Raw genomic sequence first — 16,388 nt, forward strand, 5'->3', positions numbered from 1 at the left:
ACGTCGCGTCGCCACTCGGTCGGCATCAGGGTCCGGCGAGCGCCTCGGTGGGTGCGAGCCGGGCGGCCCGCCAGGCCGGGTAGACGCCGGCGCAGAGGCCGATCACCACCGTGGCGAGCAGGGCACCGACGGTGGCCCAGGCCGGTACGACGGTGGGCCAACCCTGGTATGCCGCGTACGACGCCGTGATGGCGATTCCGAGCAGGGCGCCGCCGAGCCCGCCGAGTGCGGAGAGCAGCAGTGACTCGGTCAGGAACTGGATCCGGATGTGTCGCCTGGTGGCACCGAGGGACCGACGTAGGCCGATTTCCGGACGTCGCTCGAGGACGGAGATCACCATGGTGTTCGCGACACCCACGCCGCCAACCAGCAGCGCGACCGTTCCGAGTCCGAGCAGCAGCGCGTTGAGGGTCCGGTCGGTGGCCTGTTTCGCCTCGAGGGCGTCCGACGGCCGCGACACGGACACCTCGTTCGGGTGTTCCGGGTTGGCGGTGGCAGCCAGGATCGCCTGCACCGGGATGACCATGTCGTCGCGGGTGCGCGTGTAGATGGTGGTGGGATATCCGTCGAAGCTCAGGCTGGACGTCGCCACCGGCCACCCGACCAGGGCCGCGTAGTTCAGTTCCGGCGCGAGCGGGACCGGATCGAGCACGCCGACGACGGTGAACCACTGCTTTCCGAGCCACACCTTCATCTCGGGGGCGGCCACCGCCACGCCCAGGCGCCTGGCGGCGTTCGCCCCGAGCACCACCGCAGGGAACTTCTCCGTGGCCGGATTGAGCCAGGCTCCGCTGGACACGCTCGCGCCGACCGTGTCGAGCAGGTCGGTTCGGGCGGCGAGCACCGAGAGGTTGCCCGTCTCCGCCGCTGGTATGTGGTCGCTGCGGTAGACGTGCGTTCCGCTCAGCATCGCCGTGGCGGTGACCGAGGTGACCGGGCCGATCCGGCCGATCATCGCTACCGCGTCGTCGGGCAGGTGTGACGCCTCGCCCTGGATGTCCTGCCCGGGGGCGACCTTCAGCATGTTCGTCCCCAGCAGAGCGAGCTGTCGATCGAGACTCTCCCGGCTGGAACTGGCGACGCCGACCACGCAGACCATCGCGGCGATGCCGATCGCGATACCGAGCGCGGACAGGAACACCCGCAGCGGACGGACCCGGATGCCGGCGGCGCCGACCCGGAGCACGTCCCCGGGCAGCAGGCGGGTTGGTCTGATCATGACATCACCCGCCCGTCGTGCATCTGCACCCGACGGCGCAGGCCCGCGGCGATGTCGCGATCGTGCGTGATCACGACGACGGTGGTGCCGGTGTGGTGCAGTTCCCGCAGCAGGCCCATGACCTCGGCGCCCGACGCGGAGTCGAGATTGCCGGTCGGTTCGTCCGCGAGCAGCAGTTCCGGGTCACCGACCACCGCACGGGCGATGGCCACGCGCTGCTTCTCACCGCCGGAGAGCTGGTGTGGCCGGTGTGTCAGCCTCCCGCCCAACCCCACCCGCTCCAGGGCGTCGCCCGCGCGCCGTCGCCGTTCGCGGAGCCCGACACCGGCGTAGAGCAGACCGTCGGCCACGTTGTCCAGGGCGGGAACCCCCGCCGCGAGATGGAACTGTTGGAAGACGAAGCCGATCGTACGTCCACGTAGCGCGGCGAGCTGGCGGTCGGACATCGCCGACGGGTCGTGTCCGGCAATCCTCACCGAGCCGGTGGTCGGCAGGTCGAGTGCCCCGATCAGGTGCAGCATCGTGGACTTTCCGGAGCCGGACGGGCCGATGACGGCGACCAGTTCGCCGGGTGCGATCGTCAGGGTCACGTCACGCAGCGCCTCGACGCCACCCGGGTAGGTCTTGCCGACCCGATCGAGGGTGATCACGAGGGCACCCCCACCAGCGTTCCCTCGACGACTCCCTCGCCGGTGACCTGAACCCGACCATCCGCGAACATGCCCAGGTGTACGGCGACGTACCGGCTGGTGGCGCCGGTCACCACCTGTACGCCGTAGCCGCCCTCGGCGAGCGCGACGAGGGCGGCGACGGGAACCGTCAGCACGTTCTCCGCCGTCTCTGACACCACGCTGACGATGACCGGGGCCTGGTCGAAGGTGCCGAGTTTGGACTGGTCGGCGACGGAGACGGTGACCTCGATCGTGGCCGGCTCGCCCTGTTCCTCGGCGGCACTGGCCACGGTCCCGACCGTCGCGAGCGTACCGTCGACGGTCTGTCCGGTCGGCAGCGTGACGGTCGCGGGCAGGCCCGGCCTGACCAGGTGCTGCAGCGTCACGTCGAGGGCGATGCTGACGATCCTGATGGTGCCGACGTACGTGAGCATCGCACCCGTGGCCGGGTCGCCAAGGTGCCCGACCAGCGAGGCGACCCGGACCGTGGTGGGGGCGACGACCACGCTGGCCGGGTCGAACACCCCGGTTCGGGTGAGCCCGAGACTCTTCTGCCACCTCCGCACCGCAGACGCGGTCGCCGAGGTGTAGCTCGTGTCGACGGTGAACCCGGAGTAGCCCAGTGCGGCGAGGTTCCGCTCGATTTCCGTGACGTCCTCCCCGGTGTCGCCGGACCGGAGTTGCCGGTACAGCGGCAGGCCACCGTAGAACAACGGGACCGCGACGTTGTCGGACTCGTAGACCGGTTGGCCACGGCGGATCGTGGCGCCCAGCGGCGGCAGCCAGGTGACGACGCCCCGGCCGCGCCCGTTGACCGTGACCGGTGTGCCGTAGCCCAGCGTTCCGTTCACCTGCTGGGTCCGGGTCAGGGTCGTCCGGGTGACCGACGCCGTGGCGGCTGTTCGACCGGCGTCGCTCGACGCTGGAGGGGAGTTGCCGCCGCCAAAGCCGATCGCGGCGGCCGTGACGGCGCCGGCTGCCACCACGGCCGAGCCGATCACCGTAGTGGTGCGAAGGGGTCGTTTCACCTGCCTTCCTCTTCCTTCTTCTGGCCCCTGGGCAGCTTGTCCTCGCACGCGTCATGCGCCGCCTTGTACCCAGGATCGTTCTGCACCTCGGTCCGGCTGAGGTGCTCCAGCCGCCCACGGATGACCATGTTCCCCGGCTTGGTTCCCTCCCCCGGCATCTCGGGATCGGAGATCTCGATGCCATGTTCACGCATGCACACCGCGAACAGCCGTAGCTGTTCCAGTTCCTCCCTGGACGGGCCGGGGCCCGGGAGGGTGCCGCCCGGTAGGAAGTGTTGGCATTGCCGGGCCGCCGCGTCCCAGGCGGAGTTCGGCGCGCCGCTGGGTCGGACGATGTCGAAACGTTCGCTGGCGGGATCGGGGTCCGGCACGTTCTGGCCGTGTTCCCGCATGCACTTGGCGAAGTTCGCGGCCGCGTTGGGGTCGTCGGAGGCGGCTGGGGACCCGCTCGCACCCGCGCTGCTCCCGTTCGCCGAGGGGATGCCGGGGTCGGCGGGCCGGGTGCAGGCGACGGTCGGACCGAGCAGCCCGCACAGCAGGATGGGTACCGCCAGGAGTCGTCTCATGCCGATGAGGTCTACGCGCCGACCGGTGACATCAGCGCTACCGCCGACGTAGGACGGATGTCATCTCCGGCGGTGCACAATGGCGCCCATGCGGGTGCTGGTGGTCGAGGACCACGTGATGCTGGCCGAACGGATCGCCGAAGGTCTACGCGACGCGGGCCTCGCGGTGGACGTGGTCAACGACGGCGCCGCCGCCCTGGTCAACACCAGCCATACCAGGTACGACGTGATCGTGCTCGATCGGGACTTGCCGGTGGTCCACGGCGACGGGGTCTGCCGGTCGCTGGCCGGTGGGCCGGCCCGGATTCTGATGCTCACCGCCGCCGCCGGGGTCGACGACCGGGTCGACGGGCTGGAACTGGGTGCCGACGACTACCTCGGCAAGCCGTTCGCCTTCCACGAGCTGGTGGCCCGGGTACGCGCGCTGGGACGCCGGGCACCATCCGCGCCGCCGATCGTGCGGCGCGGCGACCTCACCGTGGACCGCGCCCGACATCGCGCCAGCCGTGGTATCCAAACCCTGTCACTGACCCGCAAGGAGTTCGGGATCCTGGAGATGCTGGTGGCGGCCGACGGTGCCGTGGTCAGCGCGGAGGATCTGCTGGAGCACGTCTGGGACGCCAACGCCGACCCGTTCAGCAACGTGGTGTCGGTGACCGTGGCCCGGCTCCGCCGCAAACTCGGAACACCACCGGTGATCGACACCGTCGTGGGTAGGGGATATCGCATATGACCCGCGCCCGGCTGACCATCCGGGTACGCCTGACGCTGCTCTACACCGGGCTCTTCGCGACGTGCGGGGCGATCGTCGTCGCGATCACCTACGGCCTGGTCGCCAGCCTGCCCATCGCCGCGTACCACTCGACGTCGACCGACCCGGACTACGCGGCTCAGCTACGGACGAAGTGCAGGACCCTCCTCCAGTTGCCGAACCTCGGCGAGGGCGTCCGCGCCGAGTGCCAGAGGGCGTTCGAGGACGGCCTCGCGGCGGGCGCGCAGAACCAACGCGACGCCACCCTCGAACACCTCCTGCGATACTCGCTGATCACGCTCGTGGCGGTCACCATCCTCGCCGCCATCGCCGGTTGGATCGTCGCCGGCCGGGTCCTCCGGCCCGTCCACCAGATCGCCGGAGCAGCCCGCGCGGCGTCGGAGCGCAACCTGTCCGCGCGGGTATCGCTCACCGGGCCCCGCGACGAACTGCGGGAACTCGCCGACACCTTCGACGACATGCTCGACCGGCTCCAGACCGCGTTCGAAGGCCAGCGGCGGTTCATCGCCAACGCCAGCCACGAACTGCGCACACCCCTGACCGTCATGCGCGCCACCGTGGACGTCGTGCTCGCCAAGCCGACAGCCAGCCCAACCGAACTACGGAGAATGGCCCGGGACATCCGGGTCGCCGTCGACCACGCCGAGTCGCTCGTCGCCGCCCTGCTCACGCTCGCCCGCAGTGAGCGCGGGCTGACCGCCCACACGGACGTCGACCTGGCCACCATCGCCGAGGACGTGCTCGACTCCCTCGCCACCGTCGAGCAACAGGTGCAGGCGTCCCTGCAACCCGCGGCGACATCCGGCGATCCCGTACTGCTGGAGCGGCTCGTCGCCAACCTCGTCGACAACGCCTTGCGGTACAACGTGTCCGACGGTCTCGTCTGGATCAGGACCGGCACCCTCGACCGCCGGGCCACCCTGGTGGTGACAAACACCGGTCCGCAGATCGATCCCGAAGCGATCGCCGCTCTGTTCGAGCCCTTCCGGCGCCTCGACGGCCGCACCACCACCGACGGCCACGGACTCGGGTTGGCCATCGTCGCCTCGATCGCCGCCGCACACGACGCGACCGTCACCGCCCAGCCCATGCCGCACGGCGGTCTGATGATCACGGTCACCATGGAATCGACGGCGACCATCGACGGACCGGCGGCAGACCGGACACCGTGACCGGCACGTTCCCTAGGGTGGGGGGTCTGCGCCCGGCGGAGGGTTCCGGGGTTCCCGGATCGCCATCGTCGGCCAGTGTTCAGGTCACCGACACCGGTTGGTCGGCGCCCGCCGATAGACACGCGTACGGACGTCGACCCGACGATGGTCGGGCGTGGACGAGCGCTGGGCCGGTTCCGGTGACCGGAGCCGCACGACACTGTGGAGGAATACATGGCCATGACCCCGAGACGATTTCGAGGGGGCCGTTCGGTCCGCGGTGGATTGCTCGCCGCCGCGGTGACCCTCGCCGCGCTACCCACCGTCGTCGCACCGGAACCGGCGGCGGCGCACGGAAACGGCGTAGGCGTACGGTTCGCCACGTTCAACGCGTCCCTCAACCGTGGAACCGCCGGGGCGCTGCGGGCCGACCTGTCCACCGGGGGCAACGCGCAGGCCCGTACGATCGCCGAGATCGTGCAGCGCACCCGCCCGGACGTGCTGCTGATCAACGAGTTCGACTTCGACCCGCAAGCAGCGCGACTGTTCCAGGACAACTACCTGTCGGTCGGCCAGAACGGCGCGAACCCGGTCGGCTACCCGTACCGGTTCATCGCGCCGAGCAACACCGGCATCGCCTCGGGCTTGGACCTCAACAACGACGGCACGGTGGTCACCGAGCCGGGAGCGCCCGGGTACGGCGACGACGCGCTGGGCTTCGGCGCCTTCCCCGGCCAGTACGGCATGGTCGTCTACTCCCGCTACCCCATCGACAACGGCCGGGTCCGTACCTTCCAGAACTTCCGCTGGAGGGACATGCCGGGGGCGCTGCTGCCCGACGACCCGGCCACCGCGGCACCCGGCGACTTCTACTCCCGGCAGGAGTTGGCGGTTGTCCGACTGTCGTCGAAGAGCCACTGGGACCTGCCGGTCCGGGTCGGCGGCCGGACCGTGCATTTCCTGGTCAGCCACCCCACGCCACCGGTGTTCGACGCAGCGGAGGACCGCAACGGACGGCGCAACTTCGACGAGATCCGGTTCTGGGCCGACTACGTGCGTCCCGGCAGCGGCCGCTACATCTACGACGACGAGGGACACCGGGGCGGCCTGCGACCGGGCTCGGAGTTCGTGATCGCCGGAGACCAGAACTCCGACCCGTTCGACGGCGACAGCATCGCGGGTGCGGCCCAGCAACTCCTGGACCACCGTTGGATCAACGCCCGGTTCACGCCGTCGAGCGGGGGTGCCGCCGAGGCCAGCGCCCTACAGGGCGGCGCCAACACCACGCACCGCACCGACCCCGCTCAGGACACTGCCGACTTCGCCGACGTACCCGGGCCGGGTAACCTGCGGGCCGACTACGTACTTCCGTCGCGCGGGCTGGACGTGCGCGGCGGTGGTGTGTTCTGGCCCGTGGCCGGTGACCCCCTGTCGCGACTCACCGGCACGTTCCCGTTCCCCAGCTCCGACCACCGCCTGGTGTGGCTCGATCTCCGCGTCCGTCGATAGCCCGAGAGGGTCGCTGACCACCGCGATGCCGGGTGCGTCGTCCCGACGCGGCGTCAGGCGAACACGCCTCGCCTTTGAGCTGGCCTTTCAACCTTCCGGTTGACAGGTTCGGGGCACGGGCGTAGCGTTGTCTTTCAACCGGAGTGTTGAAAGCTGGTGAGGTGAAGATGACGGCAGACGGTTTGTCGCGGATCTTCGCGGCACTCGCGGATCCGACCCGGCGCGACATGGTGGCCAGACTCTCGGCGGGCGACGCGACCGTGAACCAGCTCGCCGAGCCCTACCAGATGACGCTCCAGGCGGTCTACAAGCACCTCAAGGTGCTCGAGGACGCCGGGGTGGTGAGCCGGCCACCGGGGCCGCAGCCTCGGCCGGTGCGGCTGGAGACGGAGGTCTTCGACCTGATGGACAAGTGGATCGAGCGCTACCGGCGCCAAGCGGAGGAGCGCTATCGCCGCCTCGACGCGGTGCTGGCGCGGATGAACGACGAGACACCGAACGACACCGAAGAGCAGAAGGGGACCGCAGCGTGAGCACTCTCGCTGAAACCACGATCGAGGCCGACCCGGACCTACCGGTCATCCGGATGAGCCGTGACTTCAACGGTACGCCCGAGCAGCTGTTCCGGGCGCACACCGATCCCGCGCTGTACGCGCGGTGGGTCGGACCGAGCGGCATGGAGACGCGTGTGATCGAGTGGGATGCGCGCTCCGGTGGCAGTTGGCGGTTCGTGTCCGGCCGCGATGGCGAGGAATACGGATTCCGCGGCTGCTTCCACGAGGTCCGCCCCGACCGGATCGTGCAGACGTTCACGTTCGAGGGGCAACCCGACGACGTGGCGCTGGAGACGCTGTGGTTCGAGGACCTCGGCAACGGGCGTACCCGGCTACGCACACAGTCCCTTGTCGACAGTTTCGCCGGCCGTGACGCGTGGCTCGCCAGCGGCATGGAGGTCGGGGTCAACGAGGGTTACGCCAAGCTCGAGGAGATGCTCGCAGATGGCAGTCTCTGACCGGCCCGCCGAGCGGCATCGGGAGATCGGCCGGGTGTTCACCGAGCGTGTCCGGGGCACCCGCTCGTGGGACGTACCCGCTCCGGTCGATGGCTGGACCGCCCGCGACGTCGTGCGTCACCTCGTCGAATGGTTGCCGTCGTTCCTTGCCGGCGGCTCCAGCGTACGGCTGCCGGCCGTACCATCGGTCGACGACGATCCCACCGGGGCCTGGCAGGCGCACGTCGATGCCGTACAGGCGCTGCTCGACGACCCGGCGACCGCCGAACTGACGCTGTCCAACCGGCACGTCGGCCAACTGCCGCTCGATCGCGCGATCGACCAGTTCTACACCTCGGACGTGTTCATGCACACCTGGGACCTGGCCCGAGCGACCGGCCAGGACGACCGCCTCGACCCGGACTTCTGTGCCCTGCTGCTGGCGGGGATGGAGCCGATGGAGGACGTCATCCGATCGTCCGGACAGTACGGCCCCAGGGTGCCGGTGAAGGACGACGCCGACGTCCAGACCAAGATGCTCGCCTTCATCGGCAGGGATCCGCACTGGACACCGGCGGGCTGACCGCCGTAGCAGCAGTCGAACGGCTCGCGGCGGCAGAGAGCCGGGTGCTGCCGGTCCTCGGCGGCCTGGACCCACTGGAGTCCGGCCTCGCGCCGCCCCGGGCCGGGCTCGGAGTTTGTGATCGCCGGGGACCAGAACTCCGACCCGTTCGACGGCGACAGCATCGCGGGCACGGCCCAGCAACTCCTGGACCACCGTGGGATCAACGGCCGGTCCATCCCGTCGAGCGCGGGTGCCGCCGAGGCCGGCGCGGTGCAGGGCGGCGCCAACACCACGCACCGCACCAACCCCGCCCAGGACAGAGCTTCGGGGCTGACGCCGTGCGGTCCGGCCGTTGACCTCATCGGAACGTGTGCGCGGACGCGCCGGTCACGGGGTGCCCCGCCGGTCCGTACCAGTGCTGTAGTGCCCGAGGGAGGTTGTCCGTGTTCTCGTGTTCGGCGGTGTGCAGCCAGGCGGTGTGACCGTCCGGCCGCAGGAACATGGCGCGCAGTTCCGGGTGGTCCGGGCATGTTGCGTCGACGATGTCGACCCGGTCGGCCCACCCTGCGGCCGACTCGCGGATGGCGCTGCCGTTGGTCAGATCGATCAGGAGTCCACGGCCGGCGGCCAGCAGGGTGGCTATGTCGGTGTCACCGGCTCTGGTGCCCAGGATGAGATTGGGGGCCAGACGGCCGAGCCAGGGATGGGTGGTGTCGGGGCGCATGTCGTAGCAGGTATCCAGGCCGGTGACGATTTCGGCGAAGGCCCGGTTGCCAGCGGGGTGGGTGGCGACGCGGGTGAGCAGGTCGGTGAGCGGCTCCAGCCGGTCGTCGGCGTCGCCGAGCAACATCTGGGCCCGGGTGCTGGCCAGCACGTGCGCACCGACCGCGTGCCGTTCCTCGTGGTAGCTGTCGAGCAGATGCGACGGCGCGGTCCCGTGGACGGTGGCGGCCAGTTTCCAGCCGAGGTTGAACGCGTCGTCCAGGGCGACGTTGACGCCGATCGCTCCGGCGGGCGGATGGATGTGTGCGGCGTCTCCGGCCAGGATGACCCTGTCCCGGACGTACTGGGCGGCCTGCCGGGCAGCGTTGCCGAACCGGGTCAGCCAGCGAGCGGCGCGTAGTGCGACGTGACGGCCGAGCGCCTGGTCCACGGCCGTCTGGAGCAGGTCCAGGGTGACCGGGGTGTCCTTGTTCGCCGGGGGTTGTGGGTCGCTGGTGACAATTCTGACGTAGCCGGGACGGGGGATGACGAGCACTGCCCCTGCGGGGCCTGTGGTCACGCCGTACGGCAGTGCCTCGGATTCGGCGAACTCGACGTCACCGAGCAGTGAGAAGCGGGTCGCCTCGGTACCGGGGAAGTCGATACCGGCCTGCTTACGCACGGTACTGCGACCGCCGTCGCAGCCGACCAGATAGGCGGCCCGGACGGGGTACTCGCCGTCCTCGGTCCCGATGGTGGGGATGACCGACTCGGCATCCTGGTCGAGGGTGAGTAGCTCGTGTCCCCGCCGGATGTCGGCGCCGAGATCACGGGCGTGCGCTTCGAGTACCTCCTCGACCCGGGTCTGGGGGATGCCCAATGTGTACGGGTGGTCGGTACGCGCGCCAGCGAGGCTGAGCGTCACCGGCAGGCCGGAGAACGCGGCTTGCGGAGCCTGCCAGCCCTCGCTGATGAGCCTGTCGGCGAGCCCACGCCGCGCCAGCAGGTCCAGGGCGCGGGCATTGAGGGTGAAGCCCCGGCAGTGGTCCGGCCGCCGGGGATGGCGTTCGACCACGACCGTGTCGACGCCGGCGAGCCGGAGTTCACTGGCGAGAAAGAGCCCGGCCGGACCGGCTCCGACGATCAGCACATCGGTCACGTCATGCCTTCCCGTCTTGAGGGGCGGACCAGGTCCAACCCTGTTCGGTCCGTTCGACCTCGGGCCAGAACAGGCTGCCGTCGCGGATTTCTTCGATGGTCCGTCGCGTCCAGGCCAGTTCGGCTTCCCAGGCGTGCAACGCACACTCGGCCTCGATCATGAACAGCCGGGGGAGCTGGCCCGAACCGACCGTGTCGGCCAACATCGCCCTGGTCTCCTCGACCTGCCGTTCCAGATGTCCCGCGCGTTCGGCCAGCGCATCCACCGCACCGTCCGGCCCGAGCGCGCCGAGGTAGGAGACCGCCGCCATGAACTTCGGGTACTCCGCGACGGGCGTCCGGATGAGTTCGTCGATCCAGCGAACGAACTCGCCCTGGCCGAGCGGGGTGGGTGCGTACACGGTCCGCTCGGGCCGCCTGCCGTCCCGCACCGTCTCCACCGGCTCGATCCAGCCATGCCGGACCAGCGCTTCGACGGTGTCGTACAACGAGCCAGAGTTGACCTTGAAACTGCTGTCCTTGCCCCGTTCGCGCAGCGTCGACGCCATCTCGTACGGGTGCATCGGCTGCTCCTGCAACAGGCCGAGTACGGCCAACGCCAGCGGGTTGGAGATCTTCCGCTTCGCCACCCTGAATCACCGCCCCCTAATAGTCGGTTCCTACTATACGGTCGCGGCTAGCGTACGCAAGGGACGACGGTCGAGGTTTCCTGCGGGCGCGGTCGAAGCGCGTGGTGGTTGCCGGGGGCGACGTGGCCAGTGGCGATCTGTGCGTACGCGTAGGCTCACGCCCGCGTCGGGCAGTCCCCGACGCGGCGCTGCGGTACGGCAGGACGGATACGGCGGCGTCGCACGCAAGCCTTGATCGCTTGCGGAGGAGGTCGGCTGACAGACGACGCCGGTGCACACCGGGAAGGGTCCTGACGCCCGCTCAGCCGATCACCGCCAGCACCGTGCCGACCGGTACCTCCTCACCCTCGCCGACCCGGATCTCCAGCAGGGTGCCGTCGGCCTGGGCCTCGATCTCGGTGTCCACCTTGTCCGTGCCGATCTCCAGCAGCGGCTCGTCGGCCCGGACGCCGTCGCCCACCGACTTCAGCCAGACGTTGACCGTGCCGGTGCTGACCGTCTCACCGAGCTGGGGCATGCGGACCTCGAACAACGTGCCTCCCTGTGCCGGTGCGGTCACCACTGCACCGCGATGTACTTGGACTCGAGATAGTCGAGCAGGCCGTCGTGTCCGCCCTCCCGACCGAGACCGCTCTGCTTCACCCCGCCGAACGGTGCCGCCGGATCACTCACCACACCCCGGTTCAGCCCGACCATGCCGGACTCCAGGGCCTCGCTGACCCGTAGCCCACGCGCGAGGTCCCGGGTATAGACGTACGACACGAGGCCGTACTCGGTGTCGTTGGCCAGCGTGACCGCCTCGTCGACGTCGTCAAAGACCACCAGCGGGGCGGCGTACGCCACTTCGGCCTTGGCGTCGCGCAGCGCCTTGCCGTTCTCGATCACGATGAGCCGGGCGAGCAGGTCGGCCCGTTCGGTCATCAGGGTGAAGGCCCGGCGCAGCGTCTCGGCCCGCTCGCGGGGCGCGGTCGCGGCCCATCCCGGCCCGGCCCGGTCGGCCGCCTCGATCGCGGCGAGCGCGTCCGGTATCCCGCCGTCGGCTGCCTGGGCGACCACCTCCGCGGTCGACGGGTCGTAGACGTCGAGTGTCGTGCCGGCCTCGGCGGACCGCCACCGGCCGTCGATCAGCATTCCGCCCGGGGCGAGCGCCAGGGCCTCGTCACCCATCAGCTCAGCGCCTTCCGGACGGTCTCGACGATCCTGGCCGCGGACGGGATGGTCTGGTCCTCCATCTCCGCCGCCGCCGGCAACGGCACGTGCGGGGTGGTGATCCGGACCGGCGGCCCGGTCAGGTCCGACCACACCTCCGCGACGGCGATCGAGACGACCTCGGCGCCCCAGCCGCAGAGCCGGGGGTTCTCCTCGACGGTGAACAGCCTGCCCGTCGCGGCCACGCTGCCGAGGATGGTCCGGGTGTCCAGCGGAACGAGCGAACGTACGTCGATCACCTCGGCCTCGATGCCGAGCGTGGCCAGTTCCTCCGCCGCCGCGACCGCCCGGGGCACCATCGCGGCCAGGGCGACGATCGTGGCGTCGGCTCCGGTCCGGCGTACCTTCGCGGTGCCGAGGATGTCGACGATCTCCCCGTCCGGCACCTCCGCCTTCATCGGGTAGAGGCCCTTGTGTTCGAAGAACATCACCGGATCGGGGTCCCGTACGGCCGCCGCAAGCAGCCCGATCACGTCCTCCGGAGTGGACGGCGCGACGACCTTGAGCCCCGGTACGGCCATCGCCCAGTTCTCCACGCTCTGCGAGTGCTGCGCCCCGAACCGCATCCCGCCGCCGTTGGCGGTCCGGATCACCAGCGGCAGCGTCACCTGCCCGTTGGTCATGTACCGGGTCTTGGCGATCTGGTTGGCGACGATGTCCCAGCAGACCGCGAGGAAGTCGGAGAACATGATCTCGGCGATCGGACGCAGCCCGGTCATCGCCGCACCCATCGCGGCGCCGAGGATCGCCTGCTCCGAGATCGGTGCGTCGGAGACCCGCAGCGGACCGAACCGGTCGAGCAGGCCGCCGGTCGCCTTGAACACCCCACCCGGCGCCGCGACGTCCTCACCGAGGAAGACGACCCGCTCGTCGCGGTCGAGTTCCTGGGCGATGCCCCGGGCGACCGCCTCCCGGTAGCTCAGTTGCGCCATGACGAGCTCCCATCCGCCCAGACGTCCCGTTCGACCAGGTCGAGGTCGGGCGCCGGACCGGCCTTCGCCGCCTCGGTCGCCTCGTCCACCTCGCGCAGCACGTTCTCGTCGATCTGCTTCAGCGCCGCCTCGTCCACTCCGGACGACAGCAGGTGGGCCCGGTACGTCTCGACCGGGTCCCGGGCCAGCCAGGGGCGTACCTCCTCGGCCGGCCGGTACTTCGCCGGATCGGCCCGGGAGTGTCCGCCGTGCCGGTAGGTCAGCGCCTCGATCAGCGCCGGCCCCTCGCCGGCCCGGGCCCGCTCGATGCCGCGCCGGGCCACCTCGTACATCTCGGTGACGTCGTTGCCGTCGACGACCTGCGACTCCAGCCCGTACGCCCCGGCCCGGTCGGCGGCCGGCCACGGTACCGCGGTCACGCTCGCGATCGGGGTGTACTCCATCCAGAGGTTGTTCTCGCAGACGAAGACCACCGGCAGTCGCCAGGTGGCGGCGAGGTTCAGCGCCTCGTGGAACGCGCCGATGTTGGTGGTGCCGTCGCCGAAGAAGCAGACCGCGACCTGGTCGGTGCCGCGCAGCTTGGCTGACCAGGCTGCGCCATTCGCGATGGTCAGGTGCGCGCCGATGATCGCGTAGGAGCCCATCATGCCGTGCTCGACGCTGGTCAGGTGCATCGAGCCGCCCTTGCCGGCCAGCAGTCCGGTGGACCGGCCCAGCAGTTCGGCCATCACCGGCGTCATCTCGACACCCCGGGCCAGGGTGTGCGCGTGCCCCCGGTAGGTGGCGAAGGTCCAGTCGTCGGGACGCATCGCGACCCCGAACGCCGCCGCAATCGCCTCCTGGCCCAGCGACAGGTGGCTGGTGCCCTTGACCAGGTTCTGCAGGAACAGGTCGTAGGCGCGTTTCTCGAACCGGCGCAGCCGGCGCATCAGGGTGTAGAGCCGCAGCGCCAGGTCGTCGTCGACGGCCGCGCCGAAGGCGGGGATGGGCGGAAGACCGAGTTCAGTAGGCGTTGGCAACGAACAACTCCTCTGCCGGAAAGAGCGTGAGCACGCGCGGGCCTTGGGCGGTGACGACGACCTCCTCCTCGATCCGGGCCGCGGAGTAGCCGTCGGTTGCCGGGCAGTAGGTTTCCAGCGCGAAGACCATGCCCTCGGCGAGCTCGACCGGGTTCTCCAGCGAGTTCAGCCGACTGATGATCGGCCGCTCGTGCAGGGCCAGGCCGAGGCCGTGCCCGAACTGCAGGCCGAACGCGGCCATCTCGTCGGCGAAGCCGAACTCCTCCGCGCGCGGCCAGAGCCGGGCGATCTCGTCGGTGCCGACCCCGGGCTTGACCAGTTCGATCGCCGCGTCGATCCACTCCCGGGCCCGGGTGTACGCGTCCCGCTGCGCGGGCGTCGACCGGCCGACCGCGAAGGTGCGGTAGTAGCAGGTGCGGTAGCCGTTGAAGGACTGGATGATGTCGAAGTAGACCTGGTCGCCGGGGCGGATGATGCGGTCGCTGAAGTTGTGCGGATGCGGGCTGCACCGTTCGCCGGAGACCGCGTTGATCGCCTCGACGTCGTCGGAACCCATCTCGTAGAGCCGCTTGTTCGCCAGCGCGACGACCTCGTTCTCCCGGATTCCGGGCTTGAGCGCGTCGACGATGGTCTGGTACGTCCCGTCGACCATCGCCGCCGCGGTGGAGAGCAGCGCGATCTCGTCCGCCGACTTGATCAGCCGGGCGTCGAGCAGCACCTGCTGACCGTCGCGCACGTCGATACCGAGGCGCTGCAGCTCGAAGACCATCGGCAGTTCGGCGACGTCGATGCCGAGCGGAAGGTCGGCGACACCGGCGTCCTCCAGCAGGCCCTTGATCTCCCGGGCCGCCCGTTCGAAGAGTCCCGCCTCGGGGGCGACCGAGCCACGGAGGCCGAGCATGCCGGGCCGGGAGTTCTCCGGACGCAGCCACGGGGCGTGCATCTGGTGGTGCCTGGCGGCCGAGCCGAAGTCCCAGAGCACCGGTTCGGCGTCCCGGGCCAGCAGCGCGTACCGGGCCATCTTGTCCCGGGCCCACTCGCCGATCATCGTCGAGGTGAGGTAGCGGATGTTGTTGATGTCGAAGACGAGCAGCGCGCCGAGTTCCGACTGCGCCAGGGCGTCCCGGGCCCGGCCCAGCCGGTAGTCCCGCAGCCGACCGAAGTCGACCCGTTCCTCGAAGTCGACGCCCATCCGTCCCGGGGACGGCACGAGCGGACCAGCGGTAACCGTCATGGCGGCACCTCCCTTACGCGGTCAGGCCGTCGTCCACCTCGGCGGCCTCGGGCTTGAGATCGAGGCCGGCGCTCGTGGCCTGCTGGTCGAGCAGCACGGCGAAGTCCTCGGCTTCCCGGCCGCCGCTGATGGTGCCCTGCACGAGTTGCTGGGTGAGCGCCGCCAGCGGCATGGGTACGCCGAGGTCGTGTGCCGCGGCGAGTCCGAGGTCGAAGTCCTTGCGGAGCAGAATCGGGGTGAACGTCGGGGTGTAGTCGAGCTTCACGAAGGCCGGGGTCTTGTAGCGGCTGAACGTGGAGCCCATCACGCTGTTGTTCAGGAAGTCCAGGAACGCCGCCCGGGAGACCCCGCCCCGCTCGGCGAGCACGGTGATCTCGGCCATGGACTGCGTCACCACGCCGAGCAGGAGGTTGTGGCAGATCTTCACCAGCCGGGCCGCCTCGCCCTCGCCGACGTAGGTCGCGGACCGGCCGATGCACTCCAGCAGTGGCGCGACCCGCTGGTAGACCGCCTCCGGGCCGGAGACGACGAGGCTGAGTTTGCCGGCGGCGACCACCTTGGCGTTGCCGCTCACCGGGGCGGCGAGGAATTCGGTGCCACGCCGCGCCGCCGCCTCCCGCATCGCGGCCGAGGTCTCCGGGGAGACCGTCGAGCAGTCGACCACCACTGCGGGCGCCGCGTCGGAGCGGGTCAGCAGGCCGTCCTCGCCGATCAGCACCGTCTCAAGGTCCGCCGAGGCGGACACCATGGTGAACACCACGTTCCGGTCGGCCAGTTCGGTGGGCCGGTCCGCCACCCGCGCGCCGTCGGGGGTCAGCGCCTCGGACTTGCCCCGGGTGCGGTTCCAGACCGTGATGTCGACGCCCCGCCGGGCGAGGCGGCGGGCCATCGCCGCACCCATCCGGCCGGCTCCGATCCAACCGACCGTCTCCGATGGCAGCGTTCCGTCGGTCATCGTGCCCCGCCTTCTATGCAATCGATTGCTACGAACGCTAGTCTCGGACGCTAGAGGAGGCGTCACAAGGGTGTCAAG

At 70.2% G+C, this 16,388-nt stretch carries 18 protein-coding genes; 6 read left to right on the forward strand and 12 right to left on the reverse strand.

The genetic code is table 11. The annotated features are described in order from the left end of the window. Positions 1 to 25: 25 nt before the first annotated feature. Genes ACFP2T_RS09065 through ACFP2T_RS09080 form a run of 4 tightly spaced genes read right to left on the reverse strand, consistent with a single transcriptional unit; the run spans position 26 to position 3,484 of the window. Positions 26 to 1,219, reverse strand: coding sequence for an ABC transporter permease (locus ACFP2T_RS09065; protein WP_377419627.1), 1,194 nt, complete (start codon positions 1,217 to 1,219; stop codon positions 26 to 28). Next, positions 1,216 to 1,869 carry an ABC transporter ATP-binding protein gene (locus ACFP2T_RS09070; RefSeq protein WP_377419629.1) on the reverse strand — a complete coding sequence of 218 codons (654 nt, stop codon included), beginning with the start codon at positions 1,867 to 1,869 and terminating at the stop codon, positions 1,216 to 1,218. Before ACFP2T_RS09070 ends, ACFP2T_RS09065 begins: the two co-directional genes overlap by 4 nt. After that, positions 1,866 to 2,918: a peptidoglycan-binding protein gene (locus ACFP2T_RS09075; RefSeq protein WP_377419631.1), complete on the reverse strand. Its 1,053-nt coding sequence runs from the start codon at positions 2,916 to 2,918 to the stop codon at positions 1,866 to 1,868. Before ACFP2T_RS09075 ends, ACFP2T_RS09070 begins: the two co-directional genes overlap by 4 nt. Further along, complete coding sequence (locus ACFP2T_RS09080) at positions 2,915 to 3,484, reverse strand: hypothetical protein (RefSeq protein WP_377419633.1); 570 nt, start codon at positions 3,482 to 3,484, stop codon at positions 2,915 to 2,917. Before ACFP2T_RS09080 ends, ACFP2T_RS09075 begins: the two co-directional genes overlap by 4 nt. An 88-nt stretch (positions 3,485 to 3,572) precedes the next feature. Between ACFP2T_RS09080 and ACFP2T_RS09085 the strand changes: the two genes are divergently transcribed. The 6 genes from ACFP2T_RS09085 to ACFP2T_RS09110 all read left to right on the forward strand — a co-directional run bounded on the left by ACFP2T_RS09085 (position 3,573) and on the right by ACFP2T_RS09110 (position 8,490). Beyond that, positions 3,573 to 4,217, forward strand: a complete 645-nt coding sequence (locus tag ACFP2T_RS09085; protein ID WP_377419635.1) for a response regulator transcription factor — start codon at positions 3,573 to 3,575, stop codon at positions 4,215 to 4,217. Beyond that, on the forward strand, positions 4,214 to 5,428 hold the full coding sequence (locus ACFP2T_RS09090) for a sensor histidine kinase (RefSeq protein ID WP_377419637.1): 1,215 nt from the start codon (positions 4,214 to 4,216) through the stop codon (positions 5,426 to 5,428). Before ACFP2T_RS09085 ends, ACFP2T_RS09090 begins: the two co-directional genes overlap by 4 nt. A 219-nt stretch (positions 5,429 to 5,647) precedes the next feature. Further along, positions 5,648 to 6,916: an endonuclease/exonuclease/phosphatase family protein gene (locus ACFP2T_RS09095; protein WP_377419639.1), complete on the forward strand. Its 1,269-nt coding sequence runs from the start codon at positions 5,648 to 5,650 to the stop codon at positions 6,914 to 6,916. Positions 6,917 to 7,083: 167 nt separating this feature from the next. Next, positions 7,084 to 7,449, forward strand: coding sequence for an ArsR/SmtB family transcription factor (locus ACFP2T_RS09100; protein ID WP_377419641.1), 366 nt, complete (start codon positions 7,084 to 7,086; stop codon positions 7,447 to 7,449). Beyond that, the gene (locus ACFP2T_RS09105; protein WP_377419643.1) at positions 7,446 to 7,928 is read left to right on the forward strand and encodes an SRPBCC family protein; all 483 of its coding nucleotides are present in this window, start codon (positions 7,446 to 7,448) and stop codon (positions 7,926 to 7,928) included. The genes ACFP2T_RS09100 and ACFP2T_RS09105 overlap by 4 nt, the downstream gene beginning before the upstream one ends. Beyond that, positions 7,915 to 8,490, forward strand: a complete 576-nt coding sequence (locus tag ACFP2T_RS09110) for a TIGR03086 family metal-binding protein (RefSeq protein ID WP_377419645.1) — start codon at positions 7,915 to 7,917, stop codon at positions 8,488 to 8,490. Before ACFP2T_RS09105 ends, ACFP2T_RS09110 begins: the two co-directional genes overlap by 14 nt. 340 nt (positions 8,491 to 8,830) lie before the next feature. Here ACFP2T_RS09110 and ACFP2T_RS09115 read toward each other — a convergent pair whose 3' ends face one another. The 8 genes from ACFP2T_RS09115 to ACFP2T_RS09150 all read right to left on the reverse strand — a co-directional run bounded on the left by ACFP2T_RS09115 (position 8,831) and on the right by ACFP2T_RS09150 (position 16,376). Continuing rightward, positions 8,831 to 10,333: an FAD-dependent monooxygenase gene (locus tag ACFP2T_RS09115; RefSeq protein WP_377419647.1), complete on the reverse strand. Its 1,503-nt coding sequence runs from the start codon at positions 10,331 to 10,333 to the stop codon at positions 8,831 to 8,833. A 1-nt stretch (position 10,334) separates the two neighbouring features. Continuing rightward, positions 10,335 to 10,961: a helix-turn-helix transcriptional regulator gene (locus ACFP2T_RS09120; protein ID WP_377419649.1), complete on the reverse strand. Its 627-nt coding sequence runs from the start codon at positions 10,959 to 10,961 to the stop codon at positions 10,335 to 10,337. A gap of 301 nt (positions 10,962 to 11,262) precedes the next feature. Further along, complete coding sequence (locus tag ACFP2T_RS09125) at positions 11,263 to 11,493, reverse strand: biotin/lipoyl-containing protein (RefSeq protein WP_377419651.1); 231 nt, start codon at positions 11,491 to 11,493, stop codon at positions 11,263 to 11,265. A gap of 23 nt (positions 11,494 to 11,516) precedes the next feature. After that, positions 11,517 to 12,128 carry an aldehyde dehydrogenase family protein gene (locus ACFP2T_RS09130; RefSeq protein ID WP_377419653.1) on the reverse strand — a complete coding sequence of 204 codons (612 nt, stop codon included), beginning with the start codon at positions 12,126 to 12,128 and terminating at the stop codon, positions 11,517 to 11,519. Beyond that, entirely contained in the window at positions 12,128 to 13,102 is a 975-nt protein-coding gene (locus ACFP2T_RS09135; protein WP_377419655.1) for an alpha-ketoacid dehydrogenase subunit beta, read from the reverse strand. The genes ACFP2T_RS09130 and ACFP2T_RS09135 overlap by 1 nt, the downstream gene beginning before the upstream one ends. Next, positions 13,090 to 14,121 carry a thiamine pyrophosphate-dependent dehydrogenase E1 component subunit alpha gene (locus ACFP2T_RS09140; protein ID WP_377419657.1) on the reverse strand — a complete coding sequence of 344 codons (1,032 nt, stop codon included), beginning with the start codon at positions 14,119 to 14,121 and terminating at the stop codon, positions 13,090 to 13,092. Before ACFP2T_RS09140 ends, ACFP2T_RS09135 begins: the two co-directional genes overlap by 13 nt. Further along, the gene (locus ACFP2T_RS09145) at positions 14,105 to 15,355 is read right to left on the reverse strand and encodes a M24 family metallopeptidase (RefSeq protein ID WP_377419659.1); all 1,251 of its coding nucleotides are present in this window, start codon (positions 15,353 to 15,355) and stop codon (positions 14,105 to 14,107) included. The genes ACFP2T_RS09140 and ACFP2T_RS09145 overlap by 17 nt, the downstream gene beginning before the upstream one ends. Before the next feature lie 13 nt (positions 15,356 to 15,368). After that, positions 15,369 to 16,376, reverse strand: a complete 1,008-nt coding sequence (locus ACFP2T_RS09150; protein WP_377419661.1) for an NAD(P)-dependent oxidoreductase — start codon at positions 16,374 to 16,376, stop codon at positions 15,369 to 15,371. Positions 16,377 to 16,388: the final 12 nt, after the last annotated feature.

Source organism: Plantactinospora solaniradicis (assembly GCF_042658085.1).
Lineage (GTDB): Bacteria > Actinomycetota > Actinomycetes > Mycobacteriales > Micromonosporaceae > Plantactinospora > Plantactinospora solaniradicis.

Bases quoted from the DNA above. Each gene is read 5' to 3' on its own strand.
- ACFP2T_RS09080 (WP_377419633.1), bottom strand. From the start codon at position 3,484: ATGAGACGACTCCTGGCGGTACCCATCCTGCTGTGCGGGCTGCTCGGT.
- ACFP2T_RS09135 (WP_377419655.1), bottom strand. From the start codon at position 13,102: ATGGCGCAACTGAGCTACCGGGAGGCGGTCGCCCGGGGCATCGCCCAG.
- ACFP2T_RS09065 (WP_377419627.1), bottom strand. From the start codon at position 1,219: ATGATCAGACCAACCCGCCTGCTGCCCGGGGACGTGCTCCGGGTCGGC.
- ACFP2T_RS09100 (WP_377419641.1), top strand. From the start codon at position 7,084: ATGACGGCAGACGGTTTGTCGCGGATCTTCGCGGCACTCGCGGATCCG.
- ACFP2T_RS09090 (WP_377419637.1), top strand. From the start codon at position 4,214: ATGACCCGCGCCCGGCTGACCATCCGGGTACGCCTGACGCTGCTCTAC.
- ACFP2T_RS09085 (WP_377419635.1), top strand. From the start codon at position 3,573: ATGCGGGTGCTGGTGGTCGAGGACCACGTGATGCTGGCCGAACGGATC.
- ACFP2T_RS09095 (WP_377419639.1), top strand. From the start codon at position 5,648: ATGACCCCGAGACGATTTCGAGGGGGCCGTTCGGTCCGCGGTGGATTG.
- ACFP2T_RS09145 (WP_377419659.1), bottom strand. From the start codon at position 15,355: ATGACGGTTACCGCTGGTCCGCTCGTGCCGTCCCCGGGACGGATGGGC.
- ACFP2T_RS09110 (WP_377419645.1), top strand. From the start codon at position 7,915: ATGGCAGTCTCTGACCGGCCCGCCGAGCGGCATCGGGAGATCGGCCGG.
- ACFP2T_RS09130 (WP_377419653.1), bottom strand. From the start codon at position 12,128: ATGGGTGACGAGGCCCTGGCGCTCGCCCCGGGCGGAATGCTGATCGAC.